Raw genomic sequence first — 17,815 nt, 5'->3', positions numbered from 1 at the left:
ATAATTCGTTTTCGCTCTTTAACAAAACAGATTACCGATAAGTGTGAGTGCGACAGCCTCACACTGTTTGAAAGACAGACAAGATGATGTTTTAGACATTGTCCTGTCGGTTTCTTTGAAGCAGACCAGAAGTTAAAAAGTTAGAGATTGAACATAAGAGTTTGATCCTGGCTCAGATTGAACGCTGGCGGCATGCTTTACACATGCAAGTCGGACGGCAGCACAGAGAAGCTTGCTTCTTGGGTGGCGAGTGGCGAACGGGTGAGTAACATATCGGAACGTACCGAGCAGTGGGGGATAACTAATCGAAAGATTAGCTAATACCGCATATATTCTGAGGAAGAAAGCAGGGGACCATTTGGCCTTGCGCTGTTTGAGCGGCCGATATCTGATTAGCTGGTTGGTGGGGTAAAGGCCTACCAAGGCGACGATCAGTAGCGGGTCTGAGAGGATGATCCGCCACACTGGGACTGAGACACGGCCCAGACTCCTACGGGAGGCAGCAGTGGGGAATTTTGGACAATGGGCGCAAGCCTGATCCAGCCATGCCGCGTGTCTGAAGAAGGCCTTCGGGTTGTAAAGGACTTTTGTCAGGGAAGAAAAGGGCGGGGTTAATACCCCTGTCTGATGACGGTACCTGAAGAATAAGCACCGGCTAACTACGTGCCAGCAGCCGCGGTAATACGTAGGGTGCGAGCGTTAATCGGAATTACTGGGCGTAAAGCGGGCGCAGACGGTTACTTAAGCAGGATGTGAAATCCCCGGGCTCAACCTGGGAACTGCGTTCTGAACTGGGTGACTAGAGTGTGTCAGAGGGAGGTAGAATTCCACGTGTAGCAGTGAAATGCGTAGAGATGTGGAGGAATACCGATGGCGAAGGCAGCCTCCTGGGATAACACTGACGTTCATGCCCGAAAGCGTGGGTAGCAAACAGGATTAGATACCCTGGTAGTCCACGCCCTAAACGATGTCGATTAGCTGTTGGGCAGCATGACTGCTTAGTAGCGAAGCTAACGCGTGAAATCGACCGCCTGGGGAGTACGGTCGCAAGATTAAAACTCAAAGGAATTGACGGGGACCCGCACAAGCGGTGGATGATGTGGATTAATTCGATGCAACGCGAAGAACCTTACCTGGTCTTGACATGTACGGAACCCTCCAGAGACGGAGGGGTGCCTTCGGGAGCCGTAACACAGGTGCTGCATGGCTGTCGTCAGCTCGTGTCGTGAGATGTTGGGTTAAGTCCCGCAACGAGCGCAACCCTTGTCATTAGTTGCCATCATTAAGTTGGGCACTCTAATGAGACTGCCGGTGACAAGCCGGAGGAAGGTGGGGATGACGTCAAGTCCTCATGGCCCTTATGACCAGGGCTTCACACGTCATACAATGGTCGGTACAGAGGGTAGCCAAGCCGCGAGGCGGAGCCAATCTCACAAAACCGATCGTAGTCCGGATTGCACTCTGCAACTCGAGTGCATGAAGTCGGAATCGCTAGTAATCGCAGGTCAGCATACTGCGGTGAATACGTTCCCGGGTCTTGTACACACCGCCCGTCACACCATGGGAGTGGGGGATACCAGAAGTAGGTAGGGTAACCGCAAGGAGCCCGCTTACCACGGTATGCTTCATGACTGGGGTGAAGTCGTAACAAGGTAGCCGTAGGGGAACCTGCGGCTGGATCACCTCCTTTCTAGAGAAAGAAGAGGCTGTCGCATTCACACTTATCGGTAAACTGTAGAAGATGCGGAAAAATGCTTGAGTGAAGACAAGGTTCGCTTAAGAAGAGAATCCGGGTTTGTAGCTCAGCTGGTTAGAGCACACGCTTGATAAGCGTGGGGTCGGAGGTTCAAGTCCTCCCAGACCCACCAAGAACGGGGGCATAGCTCAGTTGGTAGAGCACCTGCTTTGCAAGCAGGGGGTCATCGGTTCGATCCCGTTTGCCTCCACCAATACTTTCCAAATCAAAGCGAGTTAAAAAGGCAGTGTAACTGCTTTCTTTTTTTCTAAAGAGAAGTCTGCTGACGAATCAGTTTGACGGAAAAAGAAAGGCTGCTATAATAATCAGCTCATTTTGATTTGCGAAGTAAATAGCAATATTGAACGCATCGATCTTTAACAAATTGGAAAGCCGAAATCAACAAACAAAGACAATGTGTCTGTTTTTGATGATTGGCCGATTGCAAACGGTCAGTTGTCTCCCGAACAGGAAAAGAAAAACAGGTACAGTATTTGGGTGATGATTGTATCGACTTAATCCCGAAAGACAAAAGGCGGGATTAAGACACAACAAGCAGTAAGCTTTATCAGAGTAGGAAATTCAAGTTTGATGTTCTAGTCAACGGAATGTCAGGCAAAGTCAGAGAAGTTCTTGAAATGATAGAGTCAAGTGAATAAGTGCATCAGGTGGATGCCTTGGCGATGATAGGCGATGAAGGACGTGTAAGCCTGCGAAAAGCGTGGGGGAGCTGGCAATAAAGCTATGATCCCGCGATGTCCGAATGGGGAAACCCACTGCATTCTGTGCAGTATCCTAAGTTGAATACATAGACTTAGAGAAGCGAACCCGGAGAACTGAACCATCTAAGTACCCGGAGGAAAAGAAATCAACCGAGATTCCGCAAGTAGTGGCGAGCGAACGCGGAGGAGCCTGTACGTAATAACTGTCGAGATAGAAGAACAAGCTGGGAAGCTTGACCATAGTGGGTGATAGTCCCGTATTCGAAATCTCAACGGTGGTACTAAGCGTACGAAAAGTAGGGCGGGACACGTGAAATCCTGTCTGAATATGGGGGGACCATCCTCCAAGGCTAAATACTCATCATCGACCGATAGTGAACCAGTACCGTGAGGGAAAGGCGAAAAGAACCCCGGGAGGGGAGTGAAATAGAACCTGAAACCTGATGCATACAAACAGTGGGAGCGCCCTTGTGGTGTGACTGCGTACCTTTTGTATAATGGGTCAACGACTTACATTCAGTAGCGAGCTTAACCGAATAGGGGAGGCGTAGGGAAACCGAGTCTTAATAGGGCGAAGAGTTGCTGGGTGTAGACCCGAAACCGAGTGATCTATCCATGGCCAGGTTGAAGGTGCCGTAACAGGTACTGGAGGACCGAACCCACGCATGTTGCAAAATGCGGGGATGAGCTGTGGATAGGGGTGAAAGGCTAAACAAACTCGGAGATAGCTGGTTCTCCCCGAAAACTATTTAGGTAGTGCCTCGAGCAAGACACTGATGGGGGTAAAGCACTGTTATGGCTAGGGGGTTATTGCAACTTACCAACCCATGGCAAACTAAGAATACCATCAAGTGGTTTCTCGGGAGACAGACAGCGGGTGCTAACGTCCGTTGTCAAGAGGGAAACAACCCAGACCGCCAGCTAAGGTCCCAAATGATAGATTAAGTGGTAAACGAAGTGGGAAGGCCCAGACAGCCAGGATGTTGGCTTAGAAGCAGCCATCATTTAAAGAAAGCGTAATAGCTCACTGGTCGAGTCGTCCTGCGCGGAAGATGTAACGGGGCTCAAATCTATAACCGAAGCTGCGGATGCCAGTTTACTGGCATGGTAGGGGAGCGTTCTGTAGGCCGATGAAGGTGCATTGTAAAGTGTGCTGGAGGTATCAGAAGTGCGAATGTTGACATGAGTAGCGATAAAGCGGGTGAAAAGCCCGCTCGCCGAAAGCCCAAGGTTTCCTACGCAACGTTCATCGGCGTAGGGTGAGTCGGCCCCTAAGGCGAGGCAGAAATGCGTAGTCGATGGGAAACAGGTTAATATTCCTGTACTTGATTCAAATGCGATGTGGGGACGGAGAAGGTTAGGTTAGCAAGCTGTTGGAATAGCTTGTTTAAGCCGGTAGGTGGAAGACTTAGGCAAATCCGGGTCTTCTTAACACCGAGAAGTGACGACGAGTGTCTACGGACATGAAGTAACCGATACCACGCTTCCAGGAAAAGCCACTAAGCTTCAGTTTGAATCGAACCGTACCGCAAACCGACACAGGTGGGCAGGATGAGAATTCTAAGGCGCTTGAGAGAACTCGGGAGAAGGAACTCGGCAAATTGATACCGTAACTTCGGGAGAAGGTATGCCCTCTAAGGTTAAGGACTTGCTCCGTAAGCCTCGGAGGGTCGCAGAGAATAGGTGGCTGCGACTGTTTATTAAAAACACAGCACTCTGCTAACACGAAAGTGGACGTATAGGGTGTGACGCCTGCCCGGTGCTGGAAGGTTAATTGAAGATGTGAGAGCATCGGATCGAAGCCCCAGTAAACGGCGGCCGTAACTATAACGGTCCTAAGGTAGCGAAATTCCTTGTCGGGTAAGTTCCGACCCGCACGAATGGCGTAACGATGGCCACACTGTCTCCTCCCGAGACTCAGCGAAGTTGAAGTGGTTGTGAAGATGCAATCTACCCGCTGCTAGACGGAAAGACCCCGTGAACCTTTACTGTAGCTTTGCATTGGACTTTGAAGTCACTTGTGTAGGATAGGTGGGAGGCTTAGAAGCAGAGACGCCAGTCTCTGTGGAGCCGTCCTTGAAATACCACCCTGGTGTCTTTGAGGTTCTAACCCAGACCCGTAATCCGGGTCGGGGACCGTGCATGGTAGGCAGTTTGACTGGGGCGGTCTCCTCCCAAAGAGTAACGGAGGAGTTCGAAGGTTACCTAGGTCCGGTCGGAAATCGGACTGATAGTGCAATGGCAAAAGGTAGCTTAACTGCGAGACCGACAAGTCGAGCAGGTGCGAAAGCAGGACATAGTGATCCGGTGGTTCTGTATGGAAGGGCCATCGCTCAACGGATAAAAGGTACTCCGGGGATAACAGGCTGATTCCGCCCAAGAGTTCATATCGACGGCGGAGTTTGGCACCTCGATGTCGGCTCATCACATCCTGGGGCTGTAGTCGGTCCCAAGGGTATGGCTGTTCGCCATTTAAAGTGGTACGTGAGCTGGGTTTAAAACGTCGTGAGACAGTTTGGTCCCTATCTGCAGTGGGCGTTGGAAGTTTGACGGGGGCTGCTCCTAGTACGAGAGGACCGGAGTGGACGAACCTCTGGTGTACCGGTTGTAACGCCAGTTGCATAGCCGGGTAGCTAAGTTCGGAAGAGATAAGCGCTGAAAGCATCTAAGCGCGAAACTCGCCTGAAGATGAGACTTCCCTTGCGGTTTGACCGCACTAAAGAGTCGTTCGAGACCAGGACGTTGATAGGTGGGGTGTGGAAGCGCGGTAACGCGTGAAGCTGACCCATACTAATTGCTCGTGAGGCTTGACTCTATCATTTGAAGAACTTCAAATAAAAAGCTTACTGACTGATTCAGTCATCACCGGATATATTGATTGAGGCTTTGCCGATTTGTACAGTTTAAGTTTGGCGGCCATAGCGAGTTGGTCCCACGCCTTCCCATCCCGAACAGGACCGTGAAACGACTCAGCGCCGATGATAGTGTGGTTCTTCCATGCGAAAGTAGGTCACTGCCAAACACCTATCCTAAGCCCCCGACAGATGTCGGGGGCTTTTACTTTGTATCGTTGACGGGTTTGGCGAACCGGACATCCCTGCCTTGTATGGCGGCGGTGGGCAAAATGGGGTGATACGCCGAATGCTCCGGTTGCAGAAGGATGGACGCTTGATGATGCGGGCGGGTACGCTCCGAAATTGAGGCGGGCTAGCAGATGTTGCGGAATCAATACATTTGGAGATAGTAAGGTTGGAAATATTTAAAATTGTTTGAGTTGAAATAATGGAAAGGATATGATAATAAGATATACAGTGGTAACGCATTCCGGGCGTTGCCGTCCATATTAACGAAACGATAGGAAAACGTCCTTATGAAAAAATTCCTCTTTGCCGCACTCTCCGTTTTGACCGCCTCGCTGTCGCTGGCAGCCGTCAACATCAACACCGCTTCCCCGTCCGAATTGGAAGCCCTGCCCGGCATCGGTCCGGCCAAAGCGAAAGCCATTGCGGACTACCGCCAGCAGCACGGTGGCTTCAAATCGGTGGAGGAGCTCAAAAACGTCAAAGGCATCGGCGAGGGCATCTTCTCCAAACTGAAGGCCGAAGCAACCGTCGCGCCCGCACCCGCAAACCCAAAAGCTAAAAACGCCGTCCCGGCACCTAAAAAATAGCCTTATTTGCGTATTCATGGAATTGAAGGTGAATACGATGGCAGAACTAAAAAACGTCCAATCCCGGAAGGGAGCGGGCGTTTTTGTTTGTTGAACCGATCTTGTTACCGTCGCTCAGAGTGGGAAAAGGACAATGTAACGCTTCGGCAGGTTCTACAATATTATGAAATTTGTAAGCTGGCGTTGTCTTTTGCACTTTGTTACATTAACTTTTGCACTTGGTGCGTTTTAAAAGTTGCGGCAGCTTTGGCACTATATCGCATAGCAGAAAATAAGAAAAGCAACATTTTCGGCACTTTATTTTCATTTTAGAATTGCAATCTATTTGGCACAGTCGATATTTTAAAAATTGTCAAAATTTCCGCGACACTATGACAAAGCCGCCGCCCCTTACATTATTAGACAAAATAAACAAAAGGTCGTCTGAAACCCGCGATACAGGCTTTCAGACGACCTTTCTTATTGCTTAAGAACGTTGAAACAGATTATTTGGCTGCTTCAGGCTGGCTGGCTGCTTGGCTGGCGGCTGCCGCTTTATCGCCTTCTTTGGCGAAGTATTTGGCGTGGATTTTGTCGTATTCGCCGCTGTCGCGTACTTTTTTCAGCGCTTCGTTCAGCATTTTGACGGTCGCTTCGTCGCCTTTGCGTGCGGCGATGCCGTAGTTTTCAATCGTGAAATCAGGCAGGGTGATGAAGTCCATGCTTTTGGTCGGGTTGTTTTTCACATAGTTGGCGATGACCGCGCTGTCGCTGACTACGGCATCGACGCCGCCGTTTTCCAGCTCTTTGATGACCAAAGGAACGCTCTCGAAGCGGGCGATTTTAGGATTGTCGTTGCCCAAGAGTTTGGAAACGGAGAAGTCGCCGGTTTGTCCGGTAACGACACCGACTTTCGCCATGTTTTTGAGGTCGTCTGAAGAGGCGACTTTTTTACCTTTGGGAACGAGGACGACTTGGGTGATTTCAAAATAAGGGTCGGTGAAATCCATGGACTGCTTGCGCTCGTCGGTAATGGTTACGCCTGAGATGACGATATCCGTATCGCCGTTTTTGAGCGCGGGGAAGAGGCTGTCCCAAGGCTGGTGTTTGACTTCGACTTTGAATCCGCCGGCTTTTGCCATCGCGTTCATCAAATCGACGTCGAAACCTTCAACGTTGCCGGCGGAATCCAATGATTCGAAAGGGGCGAATTCGGCGTTGGCGGCGACGCGGTACACTTTGTCGGCTTTAGGGGCTGACGAGGAAGCGTCTTTGCTTTGGCCGCCGCAGGCGGAGAGTGCCAGCGCGGAGCAGGCGAGGGCGGCTGCAATCCATTTTTTCATGTTCATGGGGAGGTTCCTTCTTTACGGATATTAATAAATAAACGGATAGTTTAACACGGTTTGGGGAAGTCGCTACGCGTCAGTGGTCTTTTTCTCGGAAAAAAGCGTAGGTTACATCATGGAAGAGGTCGGTATGCGGGCTGTCTTCGTAGTTCAATTCGGCGAGCGCGTCTTCAAAGGCAAGCTGGATGGACTCGACGGCTTCGTTTGCCATGTCGGACGGCAGCGAACGGATCAGGCCTTTGAGGGCGGTGGCGAGGACGTGGTTCTGCATACGCAAAACGTCGTTGGCTTCTTCCAAATATTCGAGGCGTTGTTCGATGCTGCTCATGATGTGTTCCTGGGAATCTGTTAAAATACCGCATTATAGCAAATCACGGCATTCGCTATGCGCGTGAAATGAAATGACACAACGGAAGAACGAAAGCTAAAAATGGATACGAATCGTCCCGATACGCCACAACAAACGGATGAAAGCCTGGATTGGGAAAGCCGCTTGGAAAAGCTGCGGCAAACCCGCCAATTGAACGCACCTTACACACACGCGCCTTTGGTGCGCGAATCTCAAGAGCCTGCCTTCGAGCAGAAGCCCAAAACCAAGTCGGTCAAGCTCGACGATGCCAACCGCGATGCCGTGTTGACGGAATATCTGCGCAAATGGCAGGAGGAACACAACGCCATGCTGGAGGAAGAAGCCGCTGAAACGGCGGAGACCGATGCGATGGTGATTTTGCAGGAAAACTGGCTGAACGCGCAGTCTTCGCTGCAAATGAGCGCGTCCGATCGGCAAATCGAGTCCACGCGTACGGTTTGGCTGAACCCGAAACGTAAAACGGTCGAATTTGACGCGCCGGCAAAAGACGCGCCTGCCAAAGATGAAGCAACGTCGTCTGAAAACGAAGGTTCTCAGGCGCAAGAGCAGGTTTCAGACGATCTAAAACAAGAAATACCGCCGATTACCGTCAATATCAACGTGCTGAACCCGCAGGTCATCAACCGCAGGGAAGTGTTCTGCATTTCCGAGCAAGACCTGAGCGAGCGTTTGATCAAACGCCTGCGCCCGCACGTCGCCGACGCCGTCAACGGCATGATACGCACCGCCGTGCAGAAACAAATGGCGCTGTTTACCTACCAGCTCCAACAAACCCTCAGCGAACAGGCGCCCGATTTGGTGGAACAGCTTTTGGATTACAACGTGAAAAAAATCCTGAACGACATCAAATACGAAATGAAATACAGTCAGGGGAACAAAAAAGCGTGATAACGCAGCCGCCGCTTCAGGTATCGGACTGAAAATGCTGATTTTTCCGCCGGTTTTGTATATAATGGCGGCTCACGTTATCGTGATTTAACTCCTTTCAAATAATTTATGCCCGATGAACCGTCGGGCATTTTTTTGGGCGTGGATTTTATGAACAAAAACAAATGGATTTGGATACTGATTGTTGCCGCCGTGGTAGTCGGTTATCAAAAAATGCAGCAGGGGCGGCAAGGTCAGGCAGCGGATGCCGTACCAACCCAAACGCAGCCCCAAACCCAAGCGGGAAAACGCCAATCCGAGCAGTCTGAATCCAAAAAGTCGCAACCCAAGCAGCCGAAGTCCGAACACCAAGCAGGGCAGGGCAGCGCGGAACAAATATTACAGCAAGCCTTTGAAAACCAACAGAGCGATATTCAAGTGAAAGGCGAAGGTGCCGTTCTCAAAACGCTGCCCGACGACAACCAAGGCACGCGCCATCAGCGTTTTATCTTGAAGCTGTCGAGCGGGCAAACGCTTTTAGTGGCGCACAACATCGACCTCGCCGACAAAATCAAAGGCTTGAAAAAAGGCGATAAAGTCGGCTTCTACGGCGAATACGAATGGTCGGAGCAGGGCGGCGTCCTCCATTGGACGCACCACGACCCCGCAGGCCGCCATGCCGACGGCTGGCTGGAACACGACGGGCAGATTTATCAATAAAGCTTGGAACGATTGCAAAAGGTCGTCTGAAAAACGTTTTCAGACGACCTTTTTGTATGGTTCAAATTGTCTCTTATTTCTTCGCTGCCCTTCTCGCGCGGAGGACTTCGACCACGCCCGGCAGGATAGAAATCACGATAATCGCCACCATCACCAATGCCAGATTGTTTTTGACAACCGGAATATTGGCGAAGAAATAGCCGGCATAGGAAAACGACAAGACCCACAATACCGCGCCGATGATGTTGTAGCGGATGAAAGTGCCGTAGTGCATGCTGCCCATACCTGCGACAAACGGGGCGAACGTCCGCACAATCGGGACGAAGCGGGCGATGATGATGGTTTTGCCGCCGTGTTTTTCGTAGAAAGCATGGGTTTTCTCTAAATACGACTGGCGGAAGATTTTGGAATCGGGGTTGGCAAAGAGTTTGCGCCCGAAAAACTTGCCGATCATGAAGTTGGCGGCATCGCCCAAAATCGCGGCGGCCAAAAGCAGCGCGATCATGACATGAATATTCATGCTGCCGACCGCGGCAATCCCGCCCGCGGCAAACAGCAGCGAATCGCCCGGTAGAAACGGCGTAACCACCAAACCGGTTTCGCAGAAAATAATCAAAAACAACACCGCGTAAATCCATACGCCGTATTGCGCGGAAATCTCAACCAAATGCTGGTCGATGTGGAGGATAAAATCAATAAGGGTCGAAATCACGAGATTTTCCTGAAATAAAAAAGACAGGGGTCGTCTGAAAACAGACGCGTTGCCAAATGTCTGCCATTGTATATGAAACCCATGCCGCGCGCCCCTTTTTCAGACGACCCCGTGCCTTGATACGCGCTGACAAAACAACGTACAATAAACCCGATTCCAACCCATCCGGTATGCCTTTGTGAACCAGCTTATTTTCGACTTCGCCGAACGCGGCTATCCCGGTTTCGACAAATTCCTCGGAACGGAAAATGCCGAACTGGTCTATGTGTTACAGCATAAACACGACCCGTTTATCTACGTCTGGGGTGAAGAAGGCGCAGGCAAAAGCCACCTGCTGCGCGCATGGGTCGCCCAAGCGCTCGACGCGGGGAAAAAAGCCGTCTATATCGACGCTGCCGCCACGCCCCTGACCGAAGCCGCCTTTGAAGCCGAATACCTCGCCATCGACCAAATCGAAAAACTGGGCAACGAAGAACAAGCCCTCCTGTTTGCCGTATTCAACCGTTTTCGCAACAGCGGCAAAGGCTTTCTGCTGTTAAGCTCCGAACACACGCCCCAACAGCTCGTCATCCGCGAAGACTTGCGCACCCGCATGGCGTACTGCCTTGTTTACGAAGTCAAACCCCTGACTGACCAAGAAAAAATCGACGCGCTCGTCAGCATGGCGGCGGCGCGCCAAGTCACCATAGACCCCGAAATCTTCGAATACCTGCTCAACCACTGGCGGCGCGACATGGACAGCCTGATGCAGATGCTCGACACGCTGGACAACTACGCCGTTACCATGGGCAAACGCATCACCCTGCCGCTTCTACGCCAGCTTTTGAAACAACAGGAAACCCAATGAAAAACCTCGCCATCTTCGACCTCGACAACACCCTCATCAACACCGATTCCGACCATTCATGGCCGCAATATCTCATCAAAAAAGGGCTGGTTGACGCCGCCGAAACCGAAGCGCAAAACGAAAAATTCTACCGCGACTACCAAAACGGCTGCCTCGACATCGACGCCTTCCTCAAATTCCACCTCGCCCCGCTCGCCCGTTACAGCAAAGAAGAGCTGGCGGAATTTCACCGCGAATTTATGGCGGAGTTCATCACGCCCCACATCTCACCCATGCAGCGTATGCTGGTGCAGAGCCACCAAATGTCCGGCGACGAAACCCTCGTGATTTCCTCGACCAACGAGTTCATCATCACCCCCATCTGCCACCTTTTCGGCATCACCAACATCATCGGCACCCAACTCGAAACCGGTGCCGACGGCCGCTACACCGGCAACTACATCGGCACGCCCAGCCTCAAAGAAGGCAAAATCACCCGCCTGAACCAATGGCTCGCCGAACGCGGCGAAACGCTCGAAAGCTATGGCAAAACCTATTTTTACAGCGACTCCAAAAACGACCTGCCGCTGCTGCGCCTCGTCAACGAACCCGTCGCCGTCAATCCCGATGCCGAGCTGGAACAAGAAGCCAAAGCAAAAGGTTGGCCGATATTGAACTTCAAATAAGTAAAACCGCCCCCGCCGCCCAAACGGGTGCAATGCCGTAGCGTGGGCTTCGCCCACGAAAACAAAGGGTCGTCTGAAAATAGCACAACCCCGTAGCGTGGGCTTAGCCCACGGAAAACAAAAGGTCGTCTGAAAATAGCACAACCCCGTAGCGTTGGCTTCGCCCGCGAAAACAAAGGTCGTCTGAAAATAGCACAACACCGTAGCGTGGGCTTCGCCCACGGAAAACAAAAGGTCGTCTGAAAACAAATCAAAAACAACCCCCTAAACCCGCTACAAATCTACAAATAAGGAAAACAATATGTCCATCCGCTCCATCATCCCCGCCCTGCTGCTTGCCTTCGCCCTACCCGCAACCGCGCAAACCGTCAACCCGGCAGAATACGCCCCCGCATCCCAAAATCCCGCACAACCCATCAAACCCGTCAAACTATCCATCTTGGTTTCCCCCGAAGGCAAAGCCGTAGAAGTCAGCATCCTCGAATCCAGCGGATATGAAGGGCTCGACGAAACAGCCGTAGCAACCGCAAAAAAAGACAAATACAAAGCCGCCGGATACTGGGTGAAATATAAAGGAACCATCGAGTTTAAAAACCAATAGGTCGTCTGAAATGTCCGCATTCAAACCCGTCATCGTTACCACCACCGCCCCGACCCGCGAAGAAGCCGAAAAAATCGGCAGCCTGCTTTTGGAAAAGCAACTCGCCGCCTGCGTGCAATACGAAGCCATCACCAGCCAATACCTTTGGAACGGCGAAATCTGCCGCGACGACGAAATCCGCATCACCATCAAAACCTCGCGCCACTGCTACCGCGAAATCCAAAAAACCATCATCGCCAACCACAGCTACGAATGCCCGCAAATACTGATGCAAAACGTATCGCGCGGATACGCCCCCTATTTGCGCTGGCTGAAGCAGAGTTTAGGTTGATAAAACAGCCGCGCCGTCTGAAAAACGCTCAAGCATCATTATGAATTTACAGGGAAGTCCACTATAATGACGGCTTTTGATTTTCAGACGACCTTATAGTGGATTAACTTTAAACCAGTACGGCGTTGCCTCGCCTTAGCTCAAAGAGAACGATTCTCTAAGGTGCTGAAGCACCAAGTGAATCGGTTCCGTACTATCTGTACTGTCTGCGGCTTCGTCGCCTTGTCCTGATTTAAATTTAATCCACTATACGTCTGCATCCGCAATCCTAAACCAAAAGGAAACCCATGTTCCGCACCATGCTCGGCGGCAAGATACACCGCGCCACCGTTACCGAAGCCGACCTCAACTACGTCGGCAGCATCACCATAGACCAAGACCTGCTCGACGCCGCAGGCATCCTCGTTAACGAAAAAGTCGCCATCGTCAACAACAACAACGGCGAACGCTTCGAAACCTACACCATCCCCGGCGAACGCGGCAGCGGCGTCGTCTGCCTCAACGGTGCCGCCGCGCGGCTCGTCCAAAAAGGCGACATCGTCATCATCATGTCCTACGTCATGCTGTCCGAACCCGAAATCGCCGCGCACGAACCCAAAGTCGTCCTTGTGGACGAACACAACAAAATCCGCGACATCCTCTCCTACGAGCCGCCGCACACCGTCCTATAAAACACAAAGGTCGTCTGAAACCGCAAAATCCGCTTTCAGACGACCTTTCAGCCATTTTCAGACGACCTTCGAGAAAGCCCCATCATCATGAACATCCGCATCAACAACCTCACCGTCGGCAACGACCTTCCCTTTACCCTGTTCGGCGGCATTAACGTTTTGGAAGACCTCGATTCCACCCTCAAAGCCTGCGAACAATACGTTAAAGTGACCGACAAACTCGGCATTCCCTACGTCTTCAAAGCCTCCTTCGACAAAGCCAACCGCTCCTCCATCCACTCCTTCCGCGGCGTCGGCTTGGACGAAGGCATGAAAATCTTCCAAGCCGTCAAACGCGAGTTTGACGTACCCGTCATCACCGACGTCCACGAACCCTACCAATGCGCCCCCGTCGCCGAAGTCTGCGACGTCATCCAACTGCCCGCCTTCCTCGCCCGCCAAACCGACCTCGTCGTCGCCATGGCAAAAACCGGCAACGTCATCAACATCAAAAAACCCCAGTTCCTCAGCCCCTCGCAGATGAAAAACATCGTCGAAAAATTCCAAGAAGCAGGCAACGGACAAATCATCCTGTGCGAACGCGGTGCCAACTTCGGCTACGACAACCTCGTCGTCGATATGCTCGGCTTCGGCGTCATGAAGCAAACCTGCGGCGGCCTGCCCGTCATCTTCGACGTCACCCACTCCCTGCAAACCCGCGAATCCGGTGCCGCCGCATCCGGTGGACGGCGCGCGCAAGTGCTGGACTTGGCGCTCGCCGGCATGGCAACCCGCCTCGCAGGCCTCTTCCTCGAATCACACCCCAACCCCGACCAAGCCAAATGCGACGGCCCCAGCGCCCTGCCGCTTGCCCAACTGGAAGACTTCCTGACCCGCGTCAAAGCCGTGGACGAAACCGTCAAATCCTTCGCGCCTATGGACATCCGTTAACACAGTATGGCAAACGAAAGGTCGTCTGAAAACCCGGATTCAAGGTTTTCAGACGACCTTTCGTTTTTATATTTGATGCCAAAGAAAATGCCCCTTGAAACCGAAGAATTTCAAGGGGCTGATGATGTTCTCCAGAACAGTAGTTCTAAAGTACAGAGCATTGCGACACGATGTATTTTCATACATCCTTCGAGGTCTTATTGTAGCAACGTTTCTCATTTCGCAGTGCAACAATGTGTCGCGGATTTTAGCGATTGCAGTAACGGAAGTCAACTATTTCATTTGCATGTTAATGCTTTTTTCAGATATATTGCTGTTGTTGTTTATGAAATTGCGGAGAAACAAATGACTGCTTTTAAACACAATCCACTGAATTACATCCTCGGTCTCGACATCGGTATTGCATCCGTCGGTTGGGCGATGGTGGAAATTGATGATAAAGAAAATCCGGTTCGCCTGATTGATTTGGGCGTGCGTGTTTTTGAGCGTGCGGAAGTGCCGAAAACGGGAGATTCGTTGGCAGCGGCAAGGCGTGCAGCACGCAGCATTCGCCGCCTGACCCGCCGCCGCGCCCACCGTCTGCTTCGAACGCGCCGTCTGTTGAAGCACGAAGGCGTTTTAAAACCCGAAGATTTTGATGAAAACGGCTTTATCAAATTATTACCGAATACACCTTGGCAACTTCGTGCGGCCGCATTAGACCGCAGGTTGGCACCTTTGGAGTGGGCAGCGGTTTTGCTGCATTTGGTCAAACATCGCGGCTATTTATCGCAACGGAAAAATGAAGGCGAAACTGCCGACAAGGAGCTTGGCGCTTTGCTCAAAGGCGTAGCCGACAATACCCTCGCTTTACAGGCAGGGGATTTTCGCACTCCGGCCGAATTGGCTTTGAATAAATTTGAAAAAGAAAGCGGTCATATCCGTAACCAGCGCGGAGATTATTCGCATACGTTCAGCCGCAAAGATTTACAAGCGGAACTGGTTTTGCTGTTTGAAAAACAAAAAGAATTCGGCAATCCGTATGTTTCAGACGACCTCAAAAACGGTATTGAAAACCTGCTGATGACGCAACGTCCTGCCCTGTCCGGCGATGCTGTTCAAAAAATGTTAGGACATTGCACCTTCGAGCCGGCAGAACCGAAAGCAGCCAAAAACACCTACACCGCCGAACGTTTTATCTGGCTGACCAAACTGAACAATCTGCGTATTTTAAATCAAGGAAACGAACGTCCGCTGACTGATGCCGAACGTACCACGCTTATGGACGAACCATACAAAAAGTCCAAGCTGACCTATGCCCAAGCCCGCAAACTGCTGGGCTTGAACGATACGGCATTCTTCAAAGGCTTGCATTACGGCAAAGACAATGCCGAATCCGCAACACTGATGGAAATGAAGGCTTACCACGCCATCAGCCGCGCGCTAGAAAAAGAGGGTTTGAAAGACAAGAAATCTCCTTTGAGCCTTTCTCCCGAATTACAGGATGAAATCGGCACAGCATTTTCCCTCTTTAAAACTGATGAGGATATTTCAGGTCGTCTGAAAGGCTGCTTGCAATCTGAAATCTTGGATGCGCTGTTGAAACACATCAGCTTCGACAAGTTCATCCAAATTTCTTTGAAAGCATTGCGCCGAATTGTGCCGTTGATGGAACAAGGCAAACGTTACGATGAGGCCTGCGCCGAAATCTACGGGGATCACTATGGCAGGAAAAATTCGGAGGAAACGCTTTATCTGCCGCCGATTCCCGCCGACGAAATCCGTAATCCTGTCGTCCTGCGCGCCTTATCTCAAGCAAGGAAAGTCATTAACGGCGTCGTACGACGTTACGGTTCGCCGGCACGCATCCACATCGAAACGGCGCGGGAAGTGGGTAAATCGTTCAAAGATCGCAAAAAAATTGAGAAACGTCAGGAAGAAAACCGCAAAGACAGGGAAAAAGCCGCTGCCAAATTCCGAGAATATTTACCCAATTTTGTCGGCGAACCCAAATCCAAAGATATTCTGAAACTGCGCCTGTACGAGCAACAGCACGGAAAATGCCTGTATTCAGGCAAGGTAATCGATATACGTCGTCTGAACGAAAAAGGCTATGTTGAAATTGACCATGCTCTGCCGTTTTCACGTACATGGGATGACAGTTTCAACAATAAAGTGCTAGTGTTGGGCAGCGAAAACCAAAACAAAGGCAACCGAACACCTTATGAATATTTTAACGGCAAAGACAACAGCCGCGAATGGCTGGAATTTAAAGCGCGCGTAGAAACCAGCCGTTTTCCTCACAGTAAAAAGCAACGGGTTCTACTGCAAAAATTCGATGAAGAAGGATTTAAAGAACGCAACTTGAACGATACGCGCTACGTCAACCGTTTCCTATGTCAATTTGTTGCCGACCATATGCAACTGACCGGAAAAGGAAAAAGACGTGTATTTGCCTCCAACGGACAAATTACCAATTTATTGCGCGGTTTTTGGGGATTACACAAAGTACGTGCGGAAAACGACCGCCATCATGCTTTGGACGCAGTTGTCGTTGCCTGTTCGACCGTTGCCATGCAGCAGAGAATTACCCGTTTTGTACGTTACAAAGAAATGAACGCGTTTGACGGTAAAACTGTGGATAAAGAGACGGGCGAAGTGCTGCATCAAAAAACACACTTCCCGCAACCTTGGGAATTTTTCACGCAGGAAGTTATGATTCGCGTCTTTGGCAAACCAGACGGCGAACCCGAATTTGAGGAAGCCGATACCCCCGAAAAACTGCGCGCGCTGCTTGCTGAAAAAGTGTCTTCGCGCCCCAAAGCCGTACACGAATACGTCACCCCGCTGTTTGTTTCGCGCGCGCCCAATCGGAAGATGAGCGGGCAAGGTCATATGGAAACCGTCAAATCCGCCAAACGGCTAAATGAAGGTATCAGCGTATTGCGCGTACCGCTGACTCAGTTAAAACTGAAAGACTTGGAAAAAATGGTCAATCGGGAACGCGAACCTAAACTATACGAAGCGCTGAAAGCACGATTGGAAGCACATAAAGACGATCCCACCAAAGCCTTTGTCGAGCCGTTTTACAAACATGATAAAGCAGGTAACCCGACTCAGCAGGTAAAAGCCGTACGCATAGAGCAAGTGCAGAAAACCGGCGTATGGGTGCGCAATCAAAACGGCATCGCCGATAATGCGACTATGGTACGGGTAGATGTGTTTGAAAAAGCTGGCAAATATTATTTGGTGCCGATTTACAGTTGGCAGGTGGCGAAAGGGATTTTGCCAGATAAGGCGATAATTGCCTTTAAAGACGAAGAGGAGTGGCAACTTATTGATGACAGTTTCAACTTCAAATTCCCATTACATCCTAATGATTTAGTTGAGGTAATAACTAAAAAAGCTAGAATATTTGGTTACTTTGCTAGCTGTCATCGAGGTACAGGTAATATTAATATCCGTATCCACGATCTGGATAATAAAGTCGGGAAAAATGGAATTCTGGAAGGCATCGGCGTCAAAACCGCCCTTTCATTCCAAAAATACCAAATTGATGAACTCGGCAAAGAAATCAGACCATGTCGTCTGAAAAAACGTCCGCCTGTCCGTTAAATAAACTTATCCCTGTTTCAGACGACCTGAAGCAGGGATTTTTCGTCGCACAAAC

General features: G+C 50.8%; 14 protein-coding genes, 2 tRNA genes and 3 rRNA genes. 16 read left to right on the top strand and 3 right to left on the bottom strand.

The window, feature by feature from the left end:
* Positions 1 to 149: 149 nt before the first annotated feature.
* The 6 genes from RSJ68_07970 to RSJ68_07945 all read left to right on the top strand — a co-directional run bounded on the left by RSJ68_07970 (position 150) and on the right by RSJ68_07945 (position 6,127).
* A 16S ribosomal RNA gene (locus RSJ68_07970) occupies positions 150 to 1,690 on the top strand.
* A gap of 101 nt (positions 1,691 to 1,791) precedes the next feature.
* A tRNA-Ile gene (locus RSJ68_07965) sits at positions 1,792 to 1,868 on the top strand.
* Between the two features lie 5 nt (positions 1,869 to 1,873).
* A tRNA-Ala gene (locus RSJ68_07960) sits at positions 1,874 to 1,949 on the top strand.
* Positions 1,950 to 2,380: 431 nt separating this feature from the next.
* Positions 2,381 to 5,272 (top strand): 23S ribosomal RNA (locus tag RSJ68_07955).
* 93 nt (positions 5,273 to 5,365) lie between these two features.
* A 5S ribosomal RNA gene (rrf, locus tag RSJ68_07950) occupies positions 5,366 to 5,479 on the top strand.
* Together the 16S, 23S and 5S rRNA genes with 2 tRNA genes alongside form the textbook arrangement of a ribosomal RNA operon.
* Positions 5,480 to 5,827: 348 nt before the next feature.
* Entirely contained in the window at positions 5,828 to 6,127 is a 300-nt protein-coding gene (locus tag RSJ68_07945; GenBank protein ID WNU96388.1) for a helix-hairpin-helix domain-containing protein, read from the top strand.
* Between the two features lie 485 nt (positions 6,128 to 6,612).
* Here RSJ68_07945 and RSJ68_07940 read toward each other — a convergent pair whose 3' ends face one another.
* Together RSJ68_07940 and RSJ68_07935 are read right to left on the bottom strand one after the other, a co-directional pair.
* Positions 6,613 to 7,455 (bottom strand): basic amino acid ABC transporter substrate-binding protein, encoded by an 843-nt coding sequence (locus tag RSJ68_07940; GenBank protein ID WNU96387.1) that lies wholly within the window; start codon positions 7,453 to 7,455, stop codon positions 6,613 to 6,615.
* Positions 7,456 to 7,528: 73 nt separating this feature from the next.
* Positions 7,529 to 7,780: a hypothetical protein gene (locus tag RSJ68_07935; GenBank protein ID WNU96386.1), complete on the bottom strand. Its 252-nt coding sequence runs from the start codon at positions 7,778 to 7,780 to the stop codon at positions 7,529 to 7,531.
* 102 nt (positions 7,781 to 7,882) lie between these two features.
* Between RSJ68_07935 and RSJ68_07930 the strand changes: the two genes are divergently transcribed.
* Together RSJ68_07930 and RSJ68_07925 are read left to right on the top strand one after the other, a co-directional pair.
* Positions 7,883 to 8,710 carry a hypothetical protein gene (locus RSJ68_07930; protein WNU96385.1) on the top strand — a complete coding sequence of 276 codons (828 nt, stop codon included), beginning with the start codon at positions 7,883 to 7,885 and terminating at the stop codon, positions 8,708 to 8,710.
* A 108-nt stretch (positions 8,711 to 8,818) separates the two neighbouring features.
* Positions 8,819 to 9,409 (top strand): DUF3465 domain-containing protein, encoded by a 591-nt coding sequence (locus tag RSJ68_07925; GenBank protein ID WNU96384.1) that lies wholly within the window; start codon positions 8,819 to 8,821, stop codon positions 9,407 to 9,409.
* A 73-nt stretch (positions 9,410 to 9,482) separates the two neighbouring features.
* Here the strand turns inward: RSJ68_07925 and RSJ68_07920 are convergent, their stop codons facing one another.
* Positions 9,483 to 10,121 (bottom strand): DedA family protein, encoded by a 639-nt coding sequence (locus tag RSJ68_07920; GenBank protein WNU96383.1) that lies wholly within the window; start codon positions 10,119 to 10,121, stop codon positions 9,483 to 9,485.
* A gap of 56 nt (positions 10,122 to 10,177) precedes the next feature.
* Here RSJ68_07920 and RSJ68_07915 point away from each other — a divergent pair, with 56 nt between their 5' ends.
* The 8 genes from RSJ68_07915 (at position 10,178) to cas9 (ending at position 17,760) form a co-directional block, all read left to right on the top strand.
* Positions 10,178 to 10,303, top strand: coding sequence for a hypothetical protein (locus RSJ68_07915; GenBank protein ID WNU96382.1), 126 nt, complete (start codon positions 10,178 to 10,180; stop codon positions 10,301 to 10,303).
* Positions 10,300 to 10,968, top strand: a complete 669-nt coding sequence (gene hda, locus RSJ68_07910; protein ID WNU96381.1) for a DnaA regulatory inactivator Hda — start codon at positions 10,300 to 10,302, stop codon at positions 10,966 to 10,968. Before RSJ68_07915 ends, hda begins: the two co-directional genes overlap by 4 nt.
* Positions 10,965 to 11,633 (top strand): HAD family hydrolase, encoded by a 669-nt coding sequence (locus RSJ68_07905; GenBank protein ID WNU96380.1) that lies wholly within the window; start codon positions 10,965 to 10,967, stop codon positions 11,631 to 11,633. The genes hda and RSJ68_07905 overlap by 4 nt, the downstream gene beginning before the upstream one ends.
* Before the next feature lie 301 nt (positions 11,634 to 11,934).
* Positions 11,935 to 12,234, top strand: coding sequence for a TonB family protein (locus tag RSJ68_07900; protein ID WNU96379.1), 300 nt, complete (start codon positions 11,935 to 11,937; stop codon positions 12,232 to 12,234).
* A 10-nt stretch (positions 12,235 to 12,244) separates the two neighbouring features.
* Positions 12,245 to 12,565 (top strand): divalent-cation tolerance protein CutA, encoded by a 321-nt coding sequence (gene cutA, locus RSJ68_07895; GenBank protein ID WNU96378.1) that lies wholly within the window; start codon positions 12,245 to 12,247, stop codon positions 12,563 to 12,565.
* Between the two features lie 287 nt (positions 12,566 to 12,852).
* A complete protein-coding gene (panD, locus tag RSJ68_07890; protein WNU96377.1) occupies positions 12,853 to 13,236 on the top strand; it encodes an aspartate 1-decarboxylase in 384 nt (127 codons plus the stop codon).
* An 87-nt stretch (positions 13,237 to 13,323) separates the two neighbouring features.
* Positions 13,324 to 14,166 (top strand): 3-deoxy-8-phosphooctulonate synthase, encoded by an 843-nt coding sequence (gene kdsA, locus RSJ68_07885; protein ID WNU96376.1) that lies wholly within the window; start codon positions 13,324 to 13,326, stop codon positions 14,164 to 14,166.
* A gap of 345 nt (positions 14,167 to 14,511) precedes the next feature.
* Positions 14,512 to 17,760 (top strand): type II CRISPR RNA-guided endonuclease Cas9, encoded by a 3,249-nt coding sequence (cas9, locus tag RSJ68_07880; GenBank protein ID WNU96375.1) that lies wholly within the window; start codon positions 14,512 to 14,514, stop codon positions 17,758 to 17,760.
* Positions 17,761 to 17,815: the final 55 nt, after the last annotated feature.

Origin of the sequence: Neisseria sp. DTU_2020_1000833_1_SI_GRL_NUU_006 (assembly GCA_032388755.1) — a bacterium.
In the GTDB taxonomy this organism is placed as follows: domain Bacteria; phylum Pseudomonadota; class Gammaproteobacteria; order Burkholderiales; family Neisseriaceae; genus Neisseria; species Neisseria sicca_C.
This window is presented reverse-complemented; position numbering and strand designations above follow the sequence as displayed.